The sequence below is a fragment of the Mesorhizobium sp. B2-5-13 genome, assembly GCF_006440535.1.
GTDB classification, from domain to species: Bacteria; Pseudomonadota; Alphaproteobacteria; order Rhizobiales; family Rhizobiaceae; genus Mesorhizobium; species Mesorhizobium salmacidum.
The window spans coordinates 109,350-126,751 of record NZ_VFUI01000004.1; the positions used below are offsets into that span (position 1 = coordinate 109,350).

A 17,402-nucleotide genomic window follows, 5' to 3' on the forward strand; every position below is an offset into this window, starting at 1 on the left:
TTCCCGCTTTGCCAGCAAATCGTAGGCGCGAAGTGGGCCGGAAGCGATCTTTCCGGCCCGGTAGCTCAATAGTAGAATCGCTCTTCGGTGATCTTGCCGTTCTTGACCGTGTAAAGGCCGACCTCATCCATGGTGACACGCTGGCCCGTGGCCTTGGGCGTTATGTCAAACGTGAAGCGCACCGCGAACTGGTCACCATTGACATAGGGACCCTCGACCGAACCGCCATGGACTTCGTTGCTCTCTTGCCACCACCGGCTCTTCTCCTTGAGAGCCGCTTTGCCGTGGCTGACGGCCATCGGCCCCTCCATGGCTTCGTAGCTGGCGATATCGTCGGCATTGTACTTCTCGGCAGCGCCTTCATTGTCACCCTGCTTGAGAAGCTCGGTGAAATCCTTGGCAATTTCCGCTGTGGTCATTTGTGTTCCTCCTGTTCAGACCCATTGCAAATAGGGAACCGCCTGCTGGCCGACCATTGCCGGACCGTTCGATAGCTGACATGGCGCTGTCAGGATGGGTGGGCGCGGGCACGATGACCAACCTCTAGATCGCTGGCCGGGCATCGTCCTGGCCGTTCAGTTCCCAACGCCCGTGCACTCTGTAGGCACGCTTCCGAATAAGACTGTGGACCAGCACAAAATCCCGTACAGTCCAGCCGACCGGATCGATTGATCGTTCGCGTATCCTGGGAACACGCACTTCGTCGCGAAGCAATGTGACGTGCGGTTCGATGGATTTCGTAATGAAAGGCTTCAGCGGACTGTCGGAAATCACCGCGGTGAGATCACGCCAGAACGTCTGCAGCGCCGGATTGCCGTCGCTGCTACGCAGAACCAGAGCACCACCACCAAAAGCCGCCAACCGATTGAAGGAAACCTCGAAAGGTTTTGCAACGATCATCGAGCCTATATGCCGGGCGATTACAACCAGCTCTTCTGGATATTCATGATGGTCGCCGAGACCGACGAGCGAGATATGGATGTGCTTTTCCGGAACGAACCGACCCTGTAGTTCGAACTCTCCACTCAAGGCGACAGCCTTTTGCGCGACCATGGCCGCGGTCGCACTCTCAGCAAGGATAGCGAAGAATATTCGATTATGAAAATGTCGCTCGGCCTGCTCCCATCGGAAAAAGGTCTGGCCGTTCCTTGCTGTCCCGAATGCAGGCTGCCCACTCACAACTGATCTCGTCCGGCACTTGTATCCGATCGCCCAATCTAGAACAAAACAGGAACAAATTCAAGTATGGAATGACACAGGCGTCGAAGCGTCGTCACCGCAGTCGCAAATCGGTCTCTCACAGACAACACGGCAAGTGGACCACCCAAAGGGGGATAGACCTTTGGCAGGAATCCGGTGAAAGTGCCGCGCCAATCCGGCAAACCGCAGCGATGACCGAGGACCGCCCGCATGACCAACCCGACACATCTGCCCGCAGAAGGCCTGTTTGTCGGGCGCGCCAGGAGCGGCGACGTCTCCCATCCCATGGTGGTTGTCGTGCGCGACGGCACGGTTTTAGACATCACGTCGAGCGCGGCGCCCACGGTGCGCGACGTTTGCGAATTGGCCGATCCGGCCGGCCATGTGCGTTCGGCCAAGGGCAGGCCGGTCGGCCTGCTCGACGACATCGCGGCCAACAGTTTCGAAGCCATGCGCGATCCGGCAAAACCCTTTCTGCTGTCTCCGGTCGACCTGCAGGCGATCAAGGCATCCGGTGTCACTTTCGTCGTCAGCCTGCTCGAACGAGTGATCGAGGAACAGGCGCGCGGCTCGGCGGAAAAGGCCGACGCTATCCGCGCCGACATTGCCGGCCTGATCGGCCACGACCTGTCGAAGCTCAAGCCCGGTTCGCCCGAGGCGATGGAGATCAAGGCCAAGCTGATTTCGCGCGGCGCCTGGTCGCAATATCTGGAAGTGGGCATTGGGCCCGATGCCGAGATCTTCACCAAGTGCCAGCCCATGGCCTCGGTCGGCTTCGGCGCCGATGTCGGCCTCCACCCGGTGTCGACCTGGAACAATCCGGAGCCGGAGATCGCCATGATCGCCGCCTCAAGCGGCAGGATCGTCGGCGCTACCATCGGCAACGACGTCAATCTGCGCGACGTTGAAGGGCGCTCGGCGCTGCTGCTCGGCAAGGCCAAGGACAACAACGCCTCGGCCTCGCTTGGCCCTTTCATCCGGTTGTTCGACGACACGTTCTCCATCGCCGATGTGAAGCAGGCCGTCGTGCGCCTGAAGGTCGAAGGCGACGATGGATTCTCGCTGGAGGGCGCAAGCTCGATGGCCGAGATCAGCCGTTCGCCGGAGGAACTGGTTGCGGCGGCCATGGGGCCGCACCACCAGTATCCGGACGGGCTGGCGCTCTATCTCGGCACGATGTTCGTGCCGTCGAAGGATCGCGGCGAAAAGGGCAAGGGGTTCACGCACAAGGTCGGCGACATCGTCACCATCTCGTCGGAAAAATTCGGCGCGCTGGTCAACCGCGTGCGGCTGTCGCCCGATTGCCCGCACTGGACCTACGGCGCCAGCCAGTTGATGCGCGATCTCGCCAAGGCCGGCCTGCTCTAACCGGCTCTTCGGAGGCTTTCGCCCCAGGTGACCGCCCAAACTGGCCAGGACAATCCGTCCGGCTGAGCCTCGGCGACAATCATTCGGCTGCATGGAAAAAATCATCCCAAACTGATGCGATCTGATGGGGTCGTTGATGGCGCCCCGTCAGGCGCCGACTACATCTGCAGATGGAGGCTTGCCATCCGTCGAAAAAGGGAATGCTCTTAGGTATCCGAGCGGCGCTGGCAAAAGACGCAATCCGGCTGAAACCGGAACAAGGGACGGATCATCTTCAACCGGGAGGAAATCAAATGCTGACGAGATTAAGACTTGTGCTCTACGGCCTGCTGATCGCGCTGACGGTCATTCCGGCAGCCGCGCAGGCCAAGACGTTCTACTGGATTTCACATGGCGGACCGGCCGACCCGGTCTGGACCTACTTCCTCGCCGGCGCCAAACAATGGGCCAAGGACACCGGCAACACCGTCAACACCTCGTTCCACAATGGAGACGTCGCCTCGCAGCAGGAAGCGGTGCGAGCCGCCCTCTCGGCCAAGGCCGACGGCATCGTCACCACCAGCCCCGACCCGGGCAGCCTTGTCGAGATCGTCAAGGAAGCGCGCGCGGCCAACGTCCCGATCATCAACTTCAACACGCCCGATCCCAAGGCCAATTTCAACGCCTATGTCGGCGGCGACAACGTCACCTTCGGCAAGCATTGGGCGCAGTACCTGGTCGACAAGGGCCTGGTGAAGAAGGGCGACTTCGTCTGGATGCCGGTCGAGATCCCCGGCGCCACCTACGGCGTGCAGGAAGAGGAAGGCATCAAGAGCGTCTTCGGACCGCTCGGCATCACCTATGAAGTGACCGAGGCGACGCTCGACCAGGCCGAGGTGATCAACCGCATGGTCGACTATCTCACCGCCCATAAGGGCAAGGTCAAAGCCATCATCGGCCTGGGCGACCTCGTCACCGGTTCGATCAAGCGCGTGTTCGACCAGGTCGGCGTCAAGCCGGGCGAAATCCCGGTCGTCGGCTGGGGCAACTCGCTCGACACCACGCAGGAAGTGCTGAACGGCTATGTCAACGCCGGCCAGTGGCAGGATCCGCAGGCGACCAGCTATGTGGCGCTGTCGCTCGCCAACATGGCGGCCAGCGGCATTCCTCCGGGCTTCAACGTCATCACCGGCGCGCTCTACGAGAAGGACACCGCGGCGGTCTACGACAAGATCCTGTCCGGCAAATAATCCGCGATCGCTGGCGCCGCGCATCTCGTGCGGCGCCAGATACCTTCATGGCCGCGGCATGTCCACCCGATGCGATGGTGGTCGCGGCCCGTTCCAACCATGTCGCGGGTTCCCAGTGGAAAATCATTCGCTCCCTCAACGCCTGATCGCGCGGCCGGAATTCGGACCCTTCGTTCTGCTCATCGTCGAGATCGCCGTTTTCTGGGGTTTCAACCACGACTTCCTGTCACCGCAGAACATCTCCAACACGCTGGCCTTCACAGTCGAACTCGGCCTGATCGCGCTGGCGATGACGCTGCTGATGACGTCGGGCGAATTCGACCTTTCCGTCGGGTCGCTGTTCGGCTTCTCGCCGGTGCTGATGTGGACGCTGTTCAATGCCGGCGTCACGTCTCTGGAGATGGGCTTCATCGTGGCGCTGGTGGTTGCCGCCTTGATCGGCCTGGTCAATGGCTGGTTCGTCACGCAGCTCAAGATCCCGTCCTTCCTGGTGACGCTCGGCATGCTCCTGGTGGTGCGCGGCAGCGCGCTTTTCATCACCGACGGGTTTCCGCAGCGCACCTGGAGCGCCGAGGGCAGCTGGCTGGCGGAGGCGCTGGTCGGCGACTTCTTCATCGGGCCGTTCCGCATCTACATGTCGCTGTTCTGGTTCATCGCCGCGGCGATCGCGCTCGGCTATGTCTTGACGCAAAGCCGGACCGGCAACTGGATCCAGGCGGCGGGCGGCAATCCCAACGCGGCGCGCGCCCGCGGCGTCAATGTCAACGGCGTCAAGGTCGGTCTGTTCGTCCTGTCGTCGCTCATGGCGTCGCTTGCCGGCGTCATCTCCTCGCTGCGCACATCCGCCGCCAACCCCAACAGCGGCACCGGCTATGAGCTCGAGGTGATCGCCATGGTGGTGATCGGCGGCACGGCGCTGACCGGTGGGCGCGGCACCATCATAGGCACCGTGCTCGGCATCCTGATCCTGCGCGTGATGCGCAACGGCATCGTGCTGATCGGCGTGCCCGGCCTTGCCTACAACATCTTCATCGGCGCGATCATCCTTGGCATGATGGCGTTGCATTCATGGCTGGAACGCCGGCACCAGGCGGGGACTTGAACCATGGCCGAGCCACTGATCCGCATGCAGAACATCCGCAAGTCCTATGGCCGCGTGCAAGCGCTGGTGGACGCCAATTTCCATGTCAACGAGCGTGAGATCGTCGGCCTGCTGGGCGACAATGGCGCCGGCAAATCGACGCTGATCAAGGTTCTCTCCGGCGCGGTCCCGCTGACCAGCGGCGACATCTTCATCCGCGGCAAGAAGGTCACCTTGCGCAGCACCAGCGACGCCATCGCCCAGGGCATCGAGACCATCTACCAGGACTCCGCCCTGGTCACGCAATTGTCGATCGCGCGCAACCTGTTCCTGGGTCGTGAACCGATCAAGCCGCCGCGCTTCCTCAACCGCATGGACCAGGACGCCATGAACACGGTCGCCCGCGACCTGCTCAAACAGGTCGGCATCTCCAAGAACATCCCGCCGACGACGCCGATCGGCTCGCTCTCCGGCGGCGAGCGCCAGGCGGTCGCCATCGCGCGCGCCATGCATTTCGACAGCGACCTCATCATCCTCGACGAGCCGACCAACAATCTCGGCGTCGCCGAGACGCAAGGCGTGCTGAGCTTCGTGCGCAACGCGCGCGATTCCGGCCACTCCTGCATCTTCATCGCGCACAACATCCACCATGTCTTCCAGGTAGTCGACCGCATCGTCGTCATGCGCAGGGGCAAGGTGGTCGCCGACGACATCGATCCGAAGACGACAACCGTGACGGAGGTCGAGCGCATCATCACCGGCATGTCGGACAAAGACATCCGCGACGCCCTCGCCGACGGCAAGCCGGGGCACTGAGGGGGCATCGACGCACAGGGTCGCGGCATGAAGGCCACCGTCTCCGACATCGCCAGGAACTGCGGGCTGTCGACCGCAACGGTCGACAGGGTGCTCAACAATCGGCCCGGAGCGAGTGCCGCCAACCGGCAACGCGTCATGGAGGCCGCCAAGCAGCTCGGCTATTTGCCGGCCGCCGGCCAGGTGACGCTTCCCTCGAAACCCGCAAACCTCGAATTCTTCCTGCCGATCGGCAGCAATGCCTTCATGCAGGACCTGGCAAAGCATATCGAGGACTACGCATCGCGCCTGCCGCTTGTGGCGTCCTGCCGGATCCACAATCTTGCCGGCATCTCGCCCAATGCCCTGCAGGCAGCGGTCGAAAAGCTGTCGCTGCGCGCCAACGGCGTCGGTGTCATCGCGGTCGATCACCCCAGGACACGCAACATCCTGCGCGACATGGTCGAGGCCGGCATCCGCCTGGTGACGCTGGTGTCCGATATTCCGGCCGCACCCCGCTCGGCCTATGTCGGGATCGACAACCGCGTGGCGGGACGGACGGCAGCACTTTTGATGGGACGCTTGCTGGGCGGCCGCGAGGGGCAGCTGGCGATGGTCGTCGGCTCGCGCTCCTATCGCGGCCATGAAGAGCGCGAGATGGGCTTCCGCTCCGTGCTTGGCGAGGAGTTTCCCAATCTCACCGTCAGCAGCGCCGTCGAGATCAACGACGAGCCCGATGCCAGCTATGCGGAAACCATGAAGGCGTTGCGCAACGAGCCGGAACTGCTCGGCATCTATTGCGTCGGCGCCGGGCGCTCCGGCATTGCCAAGGCGATCCGCGAAGCCATGCCCAACCGCAAGCCGGTGTTCATCTGCCACGACCTGACAAGGGAGACACGCGGCTATCTCGTCGACGACCTCGCCGACGTCGTCATCGACCAGAACGCCAGGCTGATCGCGGAGCAGTCGGTGATCCAGCTGCTCGGCTCGATCGCATCGTCGGCGCCCTATCTCACGCGCAAATTCATCGAGCCGCGACTGATCTTCAGGGAAAACGTGCCGGTGCAGTGAGGTCGCATTTCTCGAATTCACGCGGCGCCACGGCGAATCTGCACAGCAGCTATGCACAATTCATTGTTGCCGAATCATTGGGCAACTCGTAGTTTCTGGTTGTCGGCCATCTACTCCTCCCAGATGCGATGCCGACGCTGAATGGGGTGCACCTCCTCCCGCACCACATTCGAAATCGAGCCCGCTGCCACCTCCTCCCGGCAGCGGGCTTTTTCGTTCTGATCCGCAGCAATTACGACGCCGCCGCGCCAAAAGCGTGCGGTCCGGTCCGTCCGGTCACGGAATCGCACAGATCGTTGGCAGTCCGGCAGATGTCAGCCTGCCGCAGTGCCCCTGAAGGAAACGATCAACCCTTCGGCCATACGCACGAACTGCGTGCTCGGGCCCTCGGCACCGACGGTCTGCACGCTGACGCGCGCGCCTTCAAACAGCAGCGACAGCGTATCAGCGAGAAGTTCGGCCTGACCGATGCCGGCATCCCGGCAGAGCCTGACCAGGCGTTCGCGCTGGGCTTCCTTGAGTTCCTTGATCACGCGCCTTGCCGGGTGATCGGGCTCGGTCAGTTCGGCGGCGGCGTTGGCCATATCGCAGCCGCGGCCGTCGGTGTTGAGCATAGCAGCGGCCTTGCGAACCCAGGCATGAAGCTGGGCGAGTTTGTCGCCCGGATGCTCGGCCTCGAACGTTTCCCACATCGCGCCGGCTTTCAACGCATTGGCGCGCAGGCATTCGACGATCAGTTCGTCCTTGGACTCAAAGTGACGATAGAGCGTCATCTTGTTCGTGCCGGCAGCCTCGGTGATGGCGTCGACGCCGACGCCCTTGATGCCGTGCTTATGGAACATGTCACGCGCCGTCTCCAGGATCCGATCCCGGGGACGAGAGCGCTCCACGACGCCGTCTGTCATCATGATCTCCTTTTCGTTTCCAAAAAATCCCCGGCCACCTCTTGACTAGGGTGTTACCGGTCTGTAACTTCCAGAATGTTACTTACTGGTAACACCTATAATGTCCGTCGTCAATAACAAGGTCGTGAACTGGTCCTACCAGATCGAGATGGACGAAAAGACTGCCAATCATGCGGCTTCGGCCGGTGAAGAGATGAAAAACGGTTCGCGAGCATAGGCTGCGAATCGACAGACAAGGAGCCGGCCAATGCCACAGCGCCGCGATCTTACCATAGATGAGGCCGTCCGGGATCCGATGATCCGGCTGGTGATGAAAGCAGATGGGGTCGACCCCCGCGCCTTCGAGAACATGTTGCGCTCGCTCGCCGATGGGCAGCGTCGCGAGGTGCCGTTGCTGCGTTCACGGGAAGGGTCCCGTAACGGGCACGGCCAATTGTCCAGGGTCGCCAGCGCCTTCGGGCGGGCAAGAGCGGCCGGAGAGGCGTGTGTGTCGTGGTAAACTTCTTCATCCATCGTCCGATCTTCGCCTCGGCCATCGCCATCATCATGGTGCTCGCCGGGACGATTTGTTATTTCCTGCTGCCCGTTTCGCAGTTTCCCGACATCACACCGCCTCAGGTCGTGGTCAGCGCCCACTATCCGGGCGCCAGCGCGCAAGTGGTGGCAGACACGGTGACGACGCCGCTGGAGCAGCAGATCAACGGCGTGCAAGGCATGACCTACATGTCGTCGACGAGCTCCAATGACGGCTCGTCGACCATCACCGTCACCTTCGATGTCGGCTATTCCCTAAGCACTGCAGCCGTCGACGTGCAGAACCGCGTCTCTCAGGCGGCCTCGTCGCTGCCGGCGATCGTCAACCAGGGCGGCGTGACGATCAAGAAGCAGAACCCGAACTTCGTCCTGATCGTCAACCTGACCTCGCCCGACCATTCCGTCGACCCGGTGGCGCTCTCCAACCTTGCCTATCTGCAGGTGGTGGATCCGCTGAAGCGGCTGCCGGGTGTCGGCGACGTGCAGATCTTCGGCGAACGGCGCTATTCGATGCGCGTCTGGCTCGACCCGGACAAGCTCGCCAATCTCGGCATCACCGCCGTCGACGTCCAGAACGCCATCGCCGAACAAAACGTCCAGGTGGCGGCCGGCAAGATCGGCCAGTCGCCGGCGCCCGCCGGCACCGCCTTCGAGATGCAGGTCAACGCCGTCGGCCGGTTGAGCGACCCCAAGGAATTCGGCGACATCGTCGTGCGTGCCAACACGGATACAGGTTCGCTGGTGCGGCTGCGCGACGTCGCCCGTATCGAGCTTGGCGCCCTGCAATATTCGTCTTCGGCCTTCTTCGGCAAGGACCCGACCGTGGTGCTCGCCGTCTATCAGATGCCCGGCTCCAACGCGCTCGATCTACAGCAGCGCGTCAAGGACAAGATGCAGGAACTGTCGGCCCGTTTCCCCAAGGGCGTCGACTATGCGATGCACTACGATACGACGCGCTTCGTCTCGGCCTCGATGCATGACGTGCTGATCACGCTTGGCGAAGCCCTGGTGCTCGTCGTGGCGGTGGTGTTCATCTTCCTGCAGAGCTGGCGCACGACGATCATTCCGACCATCGCCATTCCGGTGTCGCTGGTGGCGACACTCGTCATCATGGAGATGATGGGTTTCTCGCTCAACATGCTCTCGCTGCTCGGCATGGTGCTGGCGATCGGCCTCGTCGTCGACGACGCCATCGTCGTGGTCGAGAATGTCGAGCGACAGCTCGAGGCCGGACTGAAACCACTGGCGGCGACAAAAGCCGCCATGGCGGAGGTCACGGGTCCGATCATCGCGACAACCGCCGTGCTGATGGCCGTGTTCGTGCCGGTTGCCTTCATTCCCGGCGTCTCCGGAAAGCTCTACAACCAGTTCGCGCTGACGGTGGCGATCTCCGTCGGCATCTCCGCCTTCAACTCGCTGACGCTCAGTCCCGCGCTCAGCGCTGCCTTCCTACGGCATCGCGGCGAGACGCAGTTTGTTCTGTTCCGCTGGTTCAATACGGGTTTCGACAAACTGTCGCATGCCTACGCCCATGGCGTGCGCTTCCTGATCCGCCTCCGCTGGATCATGCTCGGCCTGTTCGCGGCCGGTCTGGTCGCCACTTATTTCGTCTGGCAGAAGCTGCCCTCGACCTTCCTTCCGGTCGAGGACCAGGGCTATTTCTTCGTCGTCATCCAACTGCCCGACGGGGCTTCTCTGGAGCGCACCGATGCGGTGGCACAAAAGGCGCGCGACATCCTGCAGGCGACACCCGGCGTCGACATCGTCGGCTCGATCAGCGGCCTGAACTTCCTGACCAGCGCGGCGCAGTCGAACTCGGCGGTCGAGTTCGCCATCCTCAAGCCATGGGAAGAGCGTGGCCCCGACCAGAGCGCCTCCAAGCTCGTCGCCGACGTGCGCGGCAAGCTGATGCAGATCCCGGAGGCTTTCGCGCTCTCCTTCGATCCGCCCTCCATCCCCGGCATCGGCACCACGGGCGGCTTCGAATTCGTCGTCGAGGACCTCACCGGCCGCGGCAGCACGGCCCTCAACGACGCCACGCAAGCGGTGATCGCCGAGGCGCGCAAGCAGCCGGAAATCAATCCGCAGCAGCTGTTCTCGCCGTTCTCGACCTCGACGCCGCAGTTCAACTACGACCTCGACCGCGCCAAGGCGAAGCTGCTCGGCCTCAACCTGCCGGACGTCTTCAACACGCTGCAGATCTATCTCGGCTCGCTCTACGTGAACGACTTCAACCTGTTCGGCCGCACTTTCCGGGTGACGATCCAGGCCGACAAGGATTCACGTGCGGGTGCCGCAGATATTTCGCGGCTCTATGTACGCAATGCTTCCGGCGGCATGGTGCCGCTCAGCACGCTGGGCAAGCTGGTGCCGTTCGTCGGCCCGGAAACCGTGCCGCACTACAACAACAACGCCTCGGCCACCATCAACGGCGGCGCCGCGCCCGGCTATTCGTCGGGCCAGGCGGTCGCCGCCATGGAGCGGGCCGCGGCCACCGCGCTGCCCAGGGATTTCGGTTTCGAATGGACCGGCATCACCTTCCAGGAGCTCAAGGCGGGATCGATCGCGTCGGTTGTGTTTGCCCTCGCCATCGTCTTCGTTTTCCTGATCCTGGCGGCGCAGTACGAGAGCTGGGCGATGCCGTTCATGGTGCTGCTGGCGGTGCCGCTCGCCCTGTTCGGCGCGTTCGCCGCACTTTGGGTGCGCGGCATGCAGATCGACGTCTATTCGCAGATCGGCTTCGTCATGCTGATCGGCTTGGCGGCCAAGAACGCGATCCTGATCGTCGAGTTCGCAAGACGGCGGCGCGAGGAAGGCCTCAGCATCGTCGAGGCATCGATGGAGGCCGCTCGGCTGAGATTGCGGCCGATCCTGATGACCGCGTTTGCCTTCATTCTCGGCGTGGTGCCGCTGATGATCGCCACCGGCGCGGGTGCCGCCAGCCGTCAGTCGATCGGCACCACCGTGTTCGGCGGCATGGTCGCGGCGACCATCCTGTCGCTGGTGTTCGTGCCGGTCTTCTACGCGGTCATCGAACAGCTGCGCGAACGGCGCGGCGGCGACCAGCCCGCCTCTCAACACACTGAACCAACGGCCAAACCCGCCTTCCCTCCCCTGGCGGAAGCGGCCGAATAAGATTGGAGAATGATCATGCGTAAATGGAAAATCGCGTTGGGAACGGCTGTCGCGCTGGGTGCGATCTCGGTTGCCAGCGTCCACCTGCTGGACATGGGCAATATCAGCCTGAATGCCGGCACGGCCGGGGCGGCGCCGGCCCCAGCAGCGTTCGTCATGCCGGTGCCGGTGGCGAACGTGGTCAAGAAGACGATCCCGATCTATCTCGACTATGCCGCGCGGACCGAGCCGATCCGCAGCATCACGCTGCAGGCGCGCGTCCCCGGCTACCTGCAGGAACAGACGGCGCAAGACGGCGCCGACGTGCGGCAGGGCGACCTGCTCTACAAGATCTCGCCTGACGATTTCCAGGCCGCGCTCGACCAGGCGAAGGCACAGGTGCAGCGCGATACGGCGACGCTCGATTATGCGCGTTCCAATCTCGGCCGCGGTACCGAGCTCGCCAAGAGCGGTTACCTGGACAAGGACAGCTTCGACCAGCGCACCAGCACCTTGCGCGGGGCGCAGGCGTCGCTGGCGCTCAACCAGGCTGCCGTGCGCACGGCCGAGCTCAATCTGAGCTATGCTGAAATCCACGCGCCGTTCCCCGGACGCCTGGGCCGCAACCAGGCTTCCGTGGGAACGCTGGTCAGCGTTGCCGGCACCGTGCTCAACACGCTGGTGCAGCTCGATCCAATCTACGTCACCTTCAATCCGAGCGAGACGGATCTGGCGCAAATCGAGGAAGCGCGTGCTGCCGGCCCGATCGAGGTCGAGGTCCTGCTGCCGGGCGAGACCGAAGCCCACCAGAAGGGCGAGCTCACCTTTATCGACAACACGATCGATCACTCGACCGGCACGATCACCGCACGCGCCACCATCGGCAACGCCAAGTTCACGCTCTTGCCTGGCCAGTATGTTCGCGTGCGGCTGCACGTCAAACAACAGCCCGATGCGCTGCTGGTGCCGCAGGTCGCGCTGGGATCAAGCCAGCTCGGCAAATATCTCTACGTCGTTGGCAAGGGCAATACGGTCGACCAGCGGCTGGTTTCGCTCGGGCCGACCAGCGGCGATATGGTCGCCATCCTCAGCGGCGTCGCCGAAGGCGACCAGGTGATCACAGGCAACCTGCAGAAGATCGGCCCCGGAATGCCGATTTCGCCCCTCCCACAGAAACCGGCTACCTGACTCCCCCGCAGGCCCGGTTTCCGCGGCGCCCTCGACCTTTTCCCAGGGTCGCGGGCGCCGTTTTCACGAGCAGGCCGACCAAAGCCGCCACGTCGGCGACGCCGTAAACCGAAAAATAGACCACGAGCTCTTGTTAGATTGTCGACAATCTGATTGTCTTGCCTTCTGTTCTCGCTGGAGTGGACCGGATGGTGAAGACGGAGTTCAGCCCGATTACCGACACGACGCGCCGCGCCGGAATCGTGGCACTGCTGCGGCGCGCGATCCTGACTGGTCAGCTCGAGCCCGGCCAGAAGCTCAACGAACTCAGGATTTCCGAACAGATGCGGGTCAGCCGTGCGCCGCTGCGCGAGGCGATGCGCGAGCTGGTGCAGGAAGGCATCCTGACCAGCATCCCCTATGCCGGCACCTTCGTCATCAATGTCACCGCCAAGGACATCGACGACGCCTATTCGCTCAACAAGGTGCTGGACGAGTTCGCCATCGAACGGACGTGGAAGCAGCGCGACCAGCGTTTCTTCGAAGAGCTTGACCGGCGGCATGAGGCGGTGAAACAGGCGACCCGCGACCGCGACACCACAAGGCAGATCGAAACCGCGCTGCAACTGCATGGTCTGATCCATGAATGGGCCGACAATTCGGTGCTCCTGGAAACCTGGCAAAGGCTGACCAGCCGTTTGCAGATGTACTTCGCCCTGCACCAGCAGGCGCGAAACGAGCCCGTGCCGGCCGAAGATATCCATGAAACCTATGTGGCGCTGCTCAAGGGCGACGACATGCGTGCCGCCCAGCGCCATGCCCGCGAGCATATCGACCTCGATTTCGAAGAGCTTCTTGCCTATGCGCGCGGCCTCGAAAGGCGTCCGTCGAAAGGCGCCTGACCCCTTCCCTCATCGCGGATAATGGATACCCCACGTGCAGATCGAAACCATCAAAGCCTTTCATGTCGTGCAGCCCTTCGTGGACGGCCCCTATCGCATGTCCAAGGGACGCGTGGCCGACTGCTTCGACGCCGTGATCGTCTCCATCACCTCCGACAGCGGCATCACCGGATGGGGTGAGATGGCGCCGCTCGGCAATTTCTACTCGGCCGCCTTCCCCGCCGGCACAAGGGCCGGCGTGCCGGAGATCGCACCGCATCTTGTCGGCCAGGACCCGTGCGGGCTGGCCAGCATCGGCCGGCTGATGGACACCGTGTTCAAGGGCCATCCCTACATCAAATCAGCGCTCGACATGGCCTGCTGGGATCTGGCGGCGCGCGCCGCCGGCGTGCCGCTGGTGACGCTGCTTGGCGGCAAGGAAAGCGACACGGCGGAACTCTACAAGGTCGTTACCCATGGCACGGTCAATCAAATGGCCGCACTTGCCGGGCGTATCGTCGAGGACGGTTTCAGCCGGCTGCAGGTCAAGGTCGGCGGCAATGTCCATGACGACATCGAACGCGTCACCGCGGTCGCCGCCTCGGTGCCGAAAGGCACTGTCATTTTCTGCGACGCCAATGCCGGTTGGACACCTTACCAGGCGCGGCAGTTCGCCGATGCGACGCGGGCGATCGACTATACGTTCGAGCAGCCCTGCACGACCATCGACGAGAACATGTCGGTGCGCCGCATGCTCGACAAACCGATGGTGCTCGACGAATCCGTCACTTCGCTCGAGGCGATGCTAGAAATCCATCGCCTCGGCGCGGCCGACGGACTGACGCTGAAGATCTCGCGGCTCGGCGGCGTCACCAAGACCCGCCTGATCCGGGACGTCGCCGTCGACCTCGGCTTCATGATCACGGTCGAGGATACCGGCGGCGCCGAGATCGACACATCCGCCATGGCGCATCTGTCGCTGTCGACGCCGGAGGAGCGCCGGCTGCACGCGATTGCCTTTCATGAATGGGTGACGGTGCGCACCGCGTCGAACGCGCCGCCGGTCACCGGCAGCCGCATGGGCATTCCCGCCGGGCCAGGCCTTGGCATCGACGTCGTTCCCGACCTGCTCGGCAAGCCGTTTTTCGAGGTCGGCCGGTGAATACCTGCAGCATCAAGGCCACGCCGCCGACGCCGGCGGCGGCCGTCATCATCAATGATGTGCTCTCCCAACGGCGTCGCGCTGCCCGCAGTGGCATTTGCCGAAAGTCCGCCAGCGTTCGAGCTCAAGCTCGATATCGACCAGGACGGCAAGATGGATCGGGCGAGGGTGGTGCAGGAGCTTGGTGCGCCGGCCGATCTCTATATTTACCTGGCAGCAACCGGCGAGGAGAAGCTCGATTCCTCGCGTCGCCCCGATTTCGTCAGGAAAGGACTGACGGAAGATCGGGTGCTCGACCTTGAAACCAAGGGCAAGGGATCACTGGCGATAACGTCCTGCTTCGGATGCGGCGCCAGCAAGTCGACAGAAGAAACCATGACGATCGTCTATCGCCGGGGCCAATTCCTGGTCGGTGGCTACAGCCGCAGTTGGGACTGGAACCAGCAGACGTCGGATGGCGTCAAGACGACGCTCGGCGGCTGCGACATCAACTATCTCACAGGCGTAGGCATCGTCTCCAAGGACCTTGAAGACGGCAAGCCGATCAAGGGCAAGTTCAAGCCCGTGCCGCTCAGGGCCTGGTCCAGTGACCGGCGCCCAAAGGCTTGCGATTTCTGATGAGATTGATCAAAGGACGGCAATGCGCATAACCTCCCTTGATAAGGGAGGCAAGGCAATGGATCTTTTCAAACTGGAGGGCGATGTCGCGCTGGTCACCGGTGCCGGCAGCGGCATTGGCCAGGCAATCGCGATCGGGCTGGCCGAGGCAGGCGCCGATGTCGCCTGTTTCGGCCATACGTCGAACGGCGGGCTGGACGAAACCGCTCACCGGATCACCGCGCTCGGCCGCCGGGCGCTGGTGCTGACCGGCACCGTGACCTCGGACAGCGATCTCGCGGCGGCCATTGATCGCATCGAAGCCGAACTCGGTGCGTTGACCGTCGCCGTCAACAATGCCGGCATTGCCGGCTCGGAACCAGCGGAGACACTGCCGCTGGAAAAGTGGCGGAAAGTGCACGAGGTCAATGTCGCCGGTGTGTTCCTGTCCTGCCAGGCCGAAGCGCGCAAGATGCTGGCGCGGGGCAAGGGCTCGATCATCAACATCGCCTCGATGTCGGGCACCATCGTCAATCGCGGGCTGACGCAGGCGCATTACAATTCCTCGAAGGCCGCCGTCATTCATCTGTCGAAGAGCCTCGCCATGGAATGGGCCGATCGTGGGCTGCGCGTCAATGTCGTCAGCCCGGGCTACACGCTGACGCCGATGAACAAACGGCCGGAGGTGGCCGAACAGGTGAAGATCTTCAAACGCGACACGCCGATGGGACGCATGGCGGCGCCGGAGGAAATGGTCGGGCCGACGGTGTTCCTGGCCAGCCGGGCGTCGAGCTTCGTCACCGGCCTCGACCTGATCGTCGATGGCGGCTACGTCTGCTGGTAACGGGACATGCGAGCCATGTCCCGCCGGCTTCGCCTGCGGTCTGAGATTCCGGCGCGAGCGTGGCGTTAGTCGTTGCGCGGCATCAACGTTGGTATATATAATTTCATCCTATGAAACAGCGCTGGCGAGACAGGGCTTGCCAGGGCTATAGTCGAGAGCAATTCCGCCGGAAATGCTCGGGATCATGGGACCTTGATGGCTCGCACCTTGCAGGGCGCCGCAGGACTGGCAATTGATCCGCGGATCGCCGTCGCGGCGATCGATCGGCCATGAGACTGCCCGCCTCGGCAGCGTCCGTCATCACCGAAATCGAGCATCGCCGCGCCTGCGCCGGCGATAACGGCCTTGCGCAACAGCCGGCCTTTCCAACACAATCAAGAAAAGACGCAAAAAGGGAACCACCAACAATCGTCACAGCTTGAAGGAGAACCAAGCAATGCCAATTCGCAGTGTGATTTCGAAATTCTCAATGGGAGCTTTTGCACTTGCCGCGGCAAGTGTGCTGACGCCAACAGCGCAGGCAGCGGCACCGGAATCCAACGACCCGATCAAGATTGCCTTGTTCGACTGGACCAGCGTCAACCTCAACGCCAAGATCCTCGGCGGCATCCTGGAAAAGCTCGGCTATACCGTCGAATACCCGACCGCCGACTATCTCTCCAGCCTGACAACCGGCCTCACCAATGGCGATATCGATGTCGGCCTGGAGTTCTGGGACACCACCGCCGGCGAAGCCATGAAGGCTTCCGACGCCACGGGGCAGACCGAAAGGCTGGGCAAGCTCGGGCCCAAGGCCAAGGAAGAGTGGTGGTTTCCCGAATACATGAAGGAAAAGTGCCCGACCTTGCCGGATTGGCACGCGCTGCTCGACGCCACCTGCGCGGCATCGTTCGCGACCGCCGAAACGGCGCCGAAGGGGCGCTACCTCGGCGGCCCGGTGACCTGGGAAGGTTTTGACGACGAACGCGTCGCGGCACTGAAACTGCCCTTCACCGTCATCCATGCCGGCACCGATGCGGCGATGTTCGCCGAACTCGATTCCGCCTATCAGCGCAAGGCGCCGATCATGCTGTGGATTTATTCGCCGCATTGGGCGCCCGCAAAATACAAGGGCGAATGGGTACAATTTCCGGAATACACGCCCGAATGCTACAACGACCCGAAATGGGGCGTGAACCCGGACGCCAAATATGACTGCGGCAAGCCGCATGGCGAGATCTGGAAATACTCCTGGAACGGCATGAAGGACAAATGGCCGGTCGCTTACAAGGTGGCCAAGGCCTACACGGTCGATACCGACGAGTTGAACAAGATGAGCGGCGAGATCGACCTCGACGGCAAGACACCGGAAGACGTTGCCGCCGCCTGGATCGCCGCCCACGAGGCAGACTGGAAAGCCTGGGCGCAGTGATCGCTCCGACTGGAAAAGGGAGACCCGGCTGATATCGGCCGGG

The 17,402-nt window shown here is 62.8% G+C and carries 15 protein-coding genes; 12 read left to right on the top strand and 3 right to left on the bottom strand.

The features are described 5' to 3' along the window. Positions 1-65 precede the first annotated feature (65 nt). Together FJ434_RS09030 and FJ434_RS09035 are read right to left on the bottom strand one after the other, a co-directional pair. Complete coding sequence (locus FJ434_RS09030) at positions 66-419, bottom strand: nuclear transport factor 2 family protein (protein WP_140716934.1); 354 nt, start codon at positions 417-419, stop codon at positions 66-68. A 124-nt stretch (positions 420-543) separates the two neighbouring features. Further along, the gene (locus tag FJ434_RS09035; RefSeq protein WP_246678252.1) at positions 544-1,053 is read right to left on the bottom strand and encodes a 2'-5' RNA ligase family protein; all 510 of its coding nucleotides are present in this window, start codon (positions 1,051-1,053) and stop codon (positions 544-546) included. Between the two features lie 357 nt (positions 1,054-1,410). Between FJ434_RS09035 and FJ434_RS09040 the strand changes: the two genes are divergently transcribed. The 5 genes from FJ434_RS09040 to FJ434_RS09060 all read left to right on the top strand — a co-directional run bounded on the left by FJ434_RS09040 (position 1,411) and on the right by FJ434_RS09060 (position 6,744). After that, positions 1,411-2,568, top strand: coding sequence for a fumarylacetoacetate hydrolase family protein (locus FJ434_RS09040; RefSeq protein ID WP_140745767.1), 1,158 nt, complete (start codon positions 1,411-1,413; stop codon positions 2,566-2,568). 293 nt (positions 2,569-2,861) lie between these two features. After that, positions 2,862-3,797, top strand: a complete 936-nt coding sequence (locus FJ434_RS09045; RefSeq protein WP_023794606.1) for a substrate-binding domain-containing protein — start codon at positions 2,862-2,864, stop codon at positions 3,795-3,797. A gap of 115 nt (positions 3,798-3,912) precedes the next feature. Continuing rightward, positions 3,913-4,899 (top strand): ABC transporter permease, encoded by a 987-nt coding sequence (locus tag FJ434_RS09050; protein WP_140507909.1) that lies wholly within the window; start codon positions 3,913-3,915, stop codon positions 4,897-4,899. A gap of 3 nt (positions 4,900-4,902) precedes the next feature. Further along, entirely contained in the window at positions 4,903-5,694 is a 792-nt protein-coding gene (locus FJ434_RS09055) for an ATP-binding cassette domain-containing protein (RefSeq protein ID WP_027142281.1), read from the top strand. Positions 5,695-5,721: 27 nt separating this feature from the next. After that, complete coding sequence (locus tag FJ434_RS09060; protein ID WP_140745769.1) at positions 5,722-6,744, top strand: LacI family DNA-binding transcriptional regulator; 1,023 nt, start codon at positions 5,722-5,724, stop codon at positions 6,742-6,744. A gap of 314 nt (positions 6,745-7,058) precedes the next feature. Here FJ434_RS09060 and FJ434_RS09070 read toward each other — a convergent pair whose 3' ends face one another. Then, positions 7,059-7,649 carry a TetR/AcrR family transcriptional regulator gene (locus FJ434_RS09070; RefSeq protein WP_140745771.1) on the bottom strand — a complete coding sequence of 197 codons (591 nt, stop codon included), beginning with the start codon at positions 7,647-7,649 and terminating at the stop codon, positions 7,059-7,061. Between the two features lie 492 nt (positions 7,650-8,141). Here FJ434_RS09070 and FJ434_RS09080 point away from each other — a divergent pair, with 492 nt between their 5' ends. From FJ434_RS09080 to FJ434_RS09110, 7 genes are all read left to right on the top strand, one after another. Then, complete coding sequence (locus FJ434_RS09080) at positions 8,142-11,318, top strand: multidrug efflux RND transporter permease subunit (RefSeq protein ID WP_140716944.1); 3,177 nt, start codon at positions 8,142-8,144, stop codon at positions 11,316-11,318. 15 nt (positions 11,319-11,333) lie between these two features. After that, on the top strand, positions 11,334-12,485 hold the full coding sequence (locus FJ434_RS09085; RefSeq protein WP_027142277.1) for an efflux RND transporter periplasmic adaptor subunit: 1,152 nt from the start codon (positions 11,334-11,336) through the stop codon (positions 12,483-12,485). 188 nt (positions 12,486-12,673) lie between these two features. After that, entirely contained in the window at positions 12,674-13,366 is a 693-nt protein-coding gene (locus tag FJ434_RS09090; RefSeq protein WP_140745773.1) for a GntR family transcriptional regulator, read from the top strand. Between the two features lie 34 nt (positions 13,367-13,400). Next, positions 13,401-14,507, top strand: coding sequence for a mandelate racemase/muconate lactonizing enzyme family protein (locus FJ434_RS09095; protein ID WP_140507921.1), 1,107 nt, complete (start codon positions 13,401-13,403; stop codon positions 14,505-14,507). A gap of 54 nt (positions 14,508-14,561) precedes the next feature. After that, positions 14,562-15,125, top strand: coding sequence for a hypothetical protein (locus FJ434_RS09100; protein WP_140796810.1), 564 nt, complete (start codon positions 14,562-14,564; stop codon positions 15,123-15,125). Positions 15,126-15,183: 58 nt separating this feature from the next. Further along, complete coding sequence (locus FJ434_RS09105; RefSeq protein WP_140507925.1) at positions 15,184-15,948, top strand: SDR family oxidoreductase; 765 nt, start codon at positions 15,184-15,186, stop codon at positions 15,946-15,948. A 436-nt stretch (positions 15,949-16,384) separates the two neighbouring features. Beyond that, positions 16,385-17,359, top strand: coding sequence for an ABC transporter substrate-binding protein (locus FJ434_RS09110; protein ID WP_140745777.1), 975 nt, complete (start codon positions 16,385-16,387; stop codon positions 17,357-17,359). Positions 17,360-17,402 lie beyond the last annotated feature (43 nt).

Excerpts from the sequence above, each read along its gene's own strand:
- FJ434_RS09070 (WP_140745771.1), bottom strand. The coding sequence starts at position 7,649 with ATGACAGACGGCGTCGTGGAGCGCTCTCGTCCCCGGGATCGGATCCTG.
- FJ434_RS09055 (WP_027142281.1), top strand. The coding sequence starts at position 4,903 with ATGGCCGAGCCACTGATCCGCATGCAGAACATCCGCAAGTCCTATGGC.
- FJ434_RS09030 (WP_140716934.1), bottom strand. The coding sequence starts at position 419 with ATGACCACAGCGGAAATTGCCAAGGATTTCACCGAGCTTCTCAAGCAG.
- FJ434_RS09110 (WP_140745777.1), top strand. The coding sequence starts at position 16,385 with ATGCCAATTCGCAGTGTGATTTCGAAATTCTCAATGGGAGCTTTTGCA.
- FJ434_RS09090 (WP_140745773.1), top strand. The coding sequence starts at position 12,674 with ATGGTGAAGACGGAGTTCAGCCCGATTACCGACACGACGCGCCGCGCC.
- FJ434_RS09045 (WP_023794606.1), top strand. The coding sequence starts at position 2,862 with ATGCTGACGAGATTAAGACTTGTGCTCTACGGCCTGCTGATCGCGCTG.
- FJ434_RS09035 (WP_246678252.1), bottom strand. The coding sequence starts at position 1,053 with ATGGTCGCGCAAAAGGCTGTCGCCTTGAGTGGAGAGTTCGAACTACAG.
- FJ434_RS09105 (WP_140507925.1), top strand. The coding sequence starts at position 15,184 with ATGGATCTTTTCAAACTGGAGGGCGATGTCGCGCTGGTCACCGGTGCC.
- FJ434_RS09100 (WP_140796810.1), top strand. The coding sequence starts at position 14,562 with ATGATGTGCTCTCCCAACGGCGTCGCGCTGCCCGCAGTGGCATTTGCC.
- FJ434_RS09060 (WP_140745769.1), top strand. The coding sequence starts at position 5,722 with ATGAAGGCCACCGTCTCCGACATCGCCAGGAACTGCGGGCTGTCGACC.
- FJ434_RS09085 (WP_027142277.1), top strand. The coding sequence starts at position 11,334 with ATGCGTAAATGGAAAATCGCGTTGGGAACGGCTGTCGCGCTGGGTGCG.
- FJ434_RS09040 (WP_140745767.1), top strand. The coding sequence starts at position 1,411 with ATGACCAACCCGACACATCTGCCCGCAGAAGGCCTGTTTGTCGGGCGC.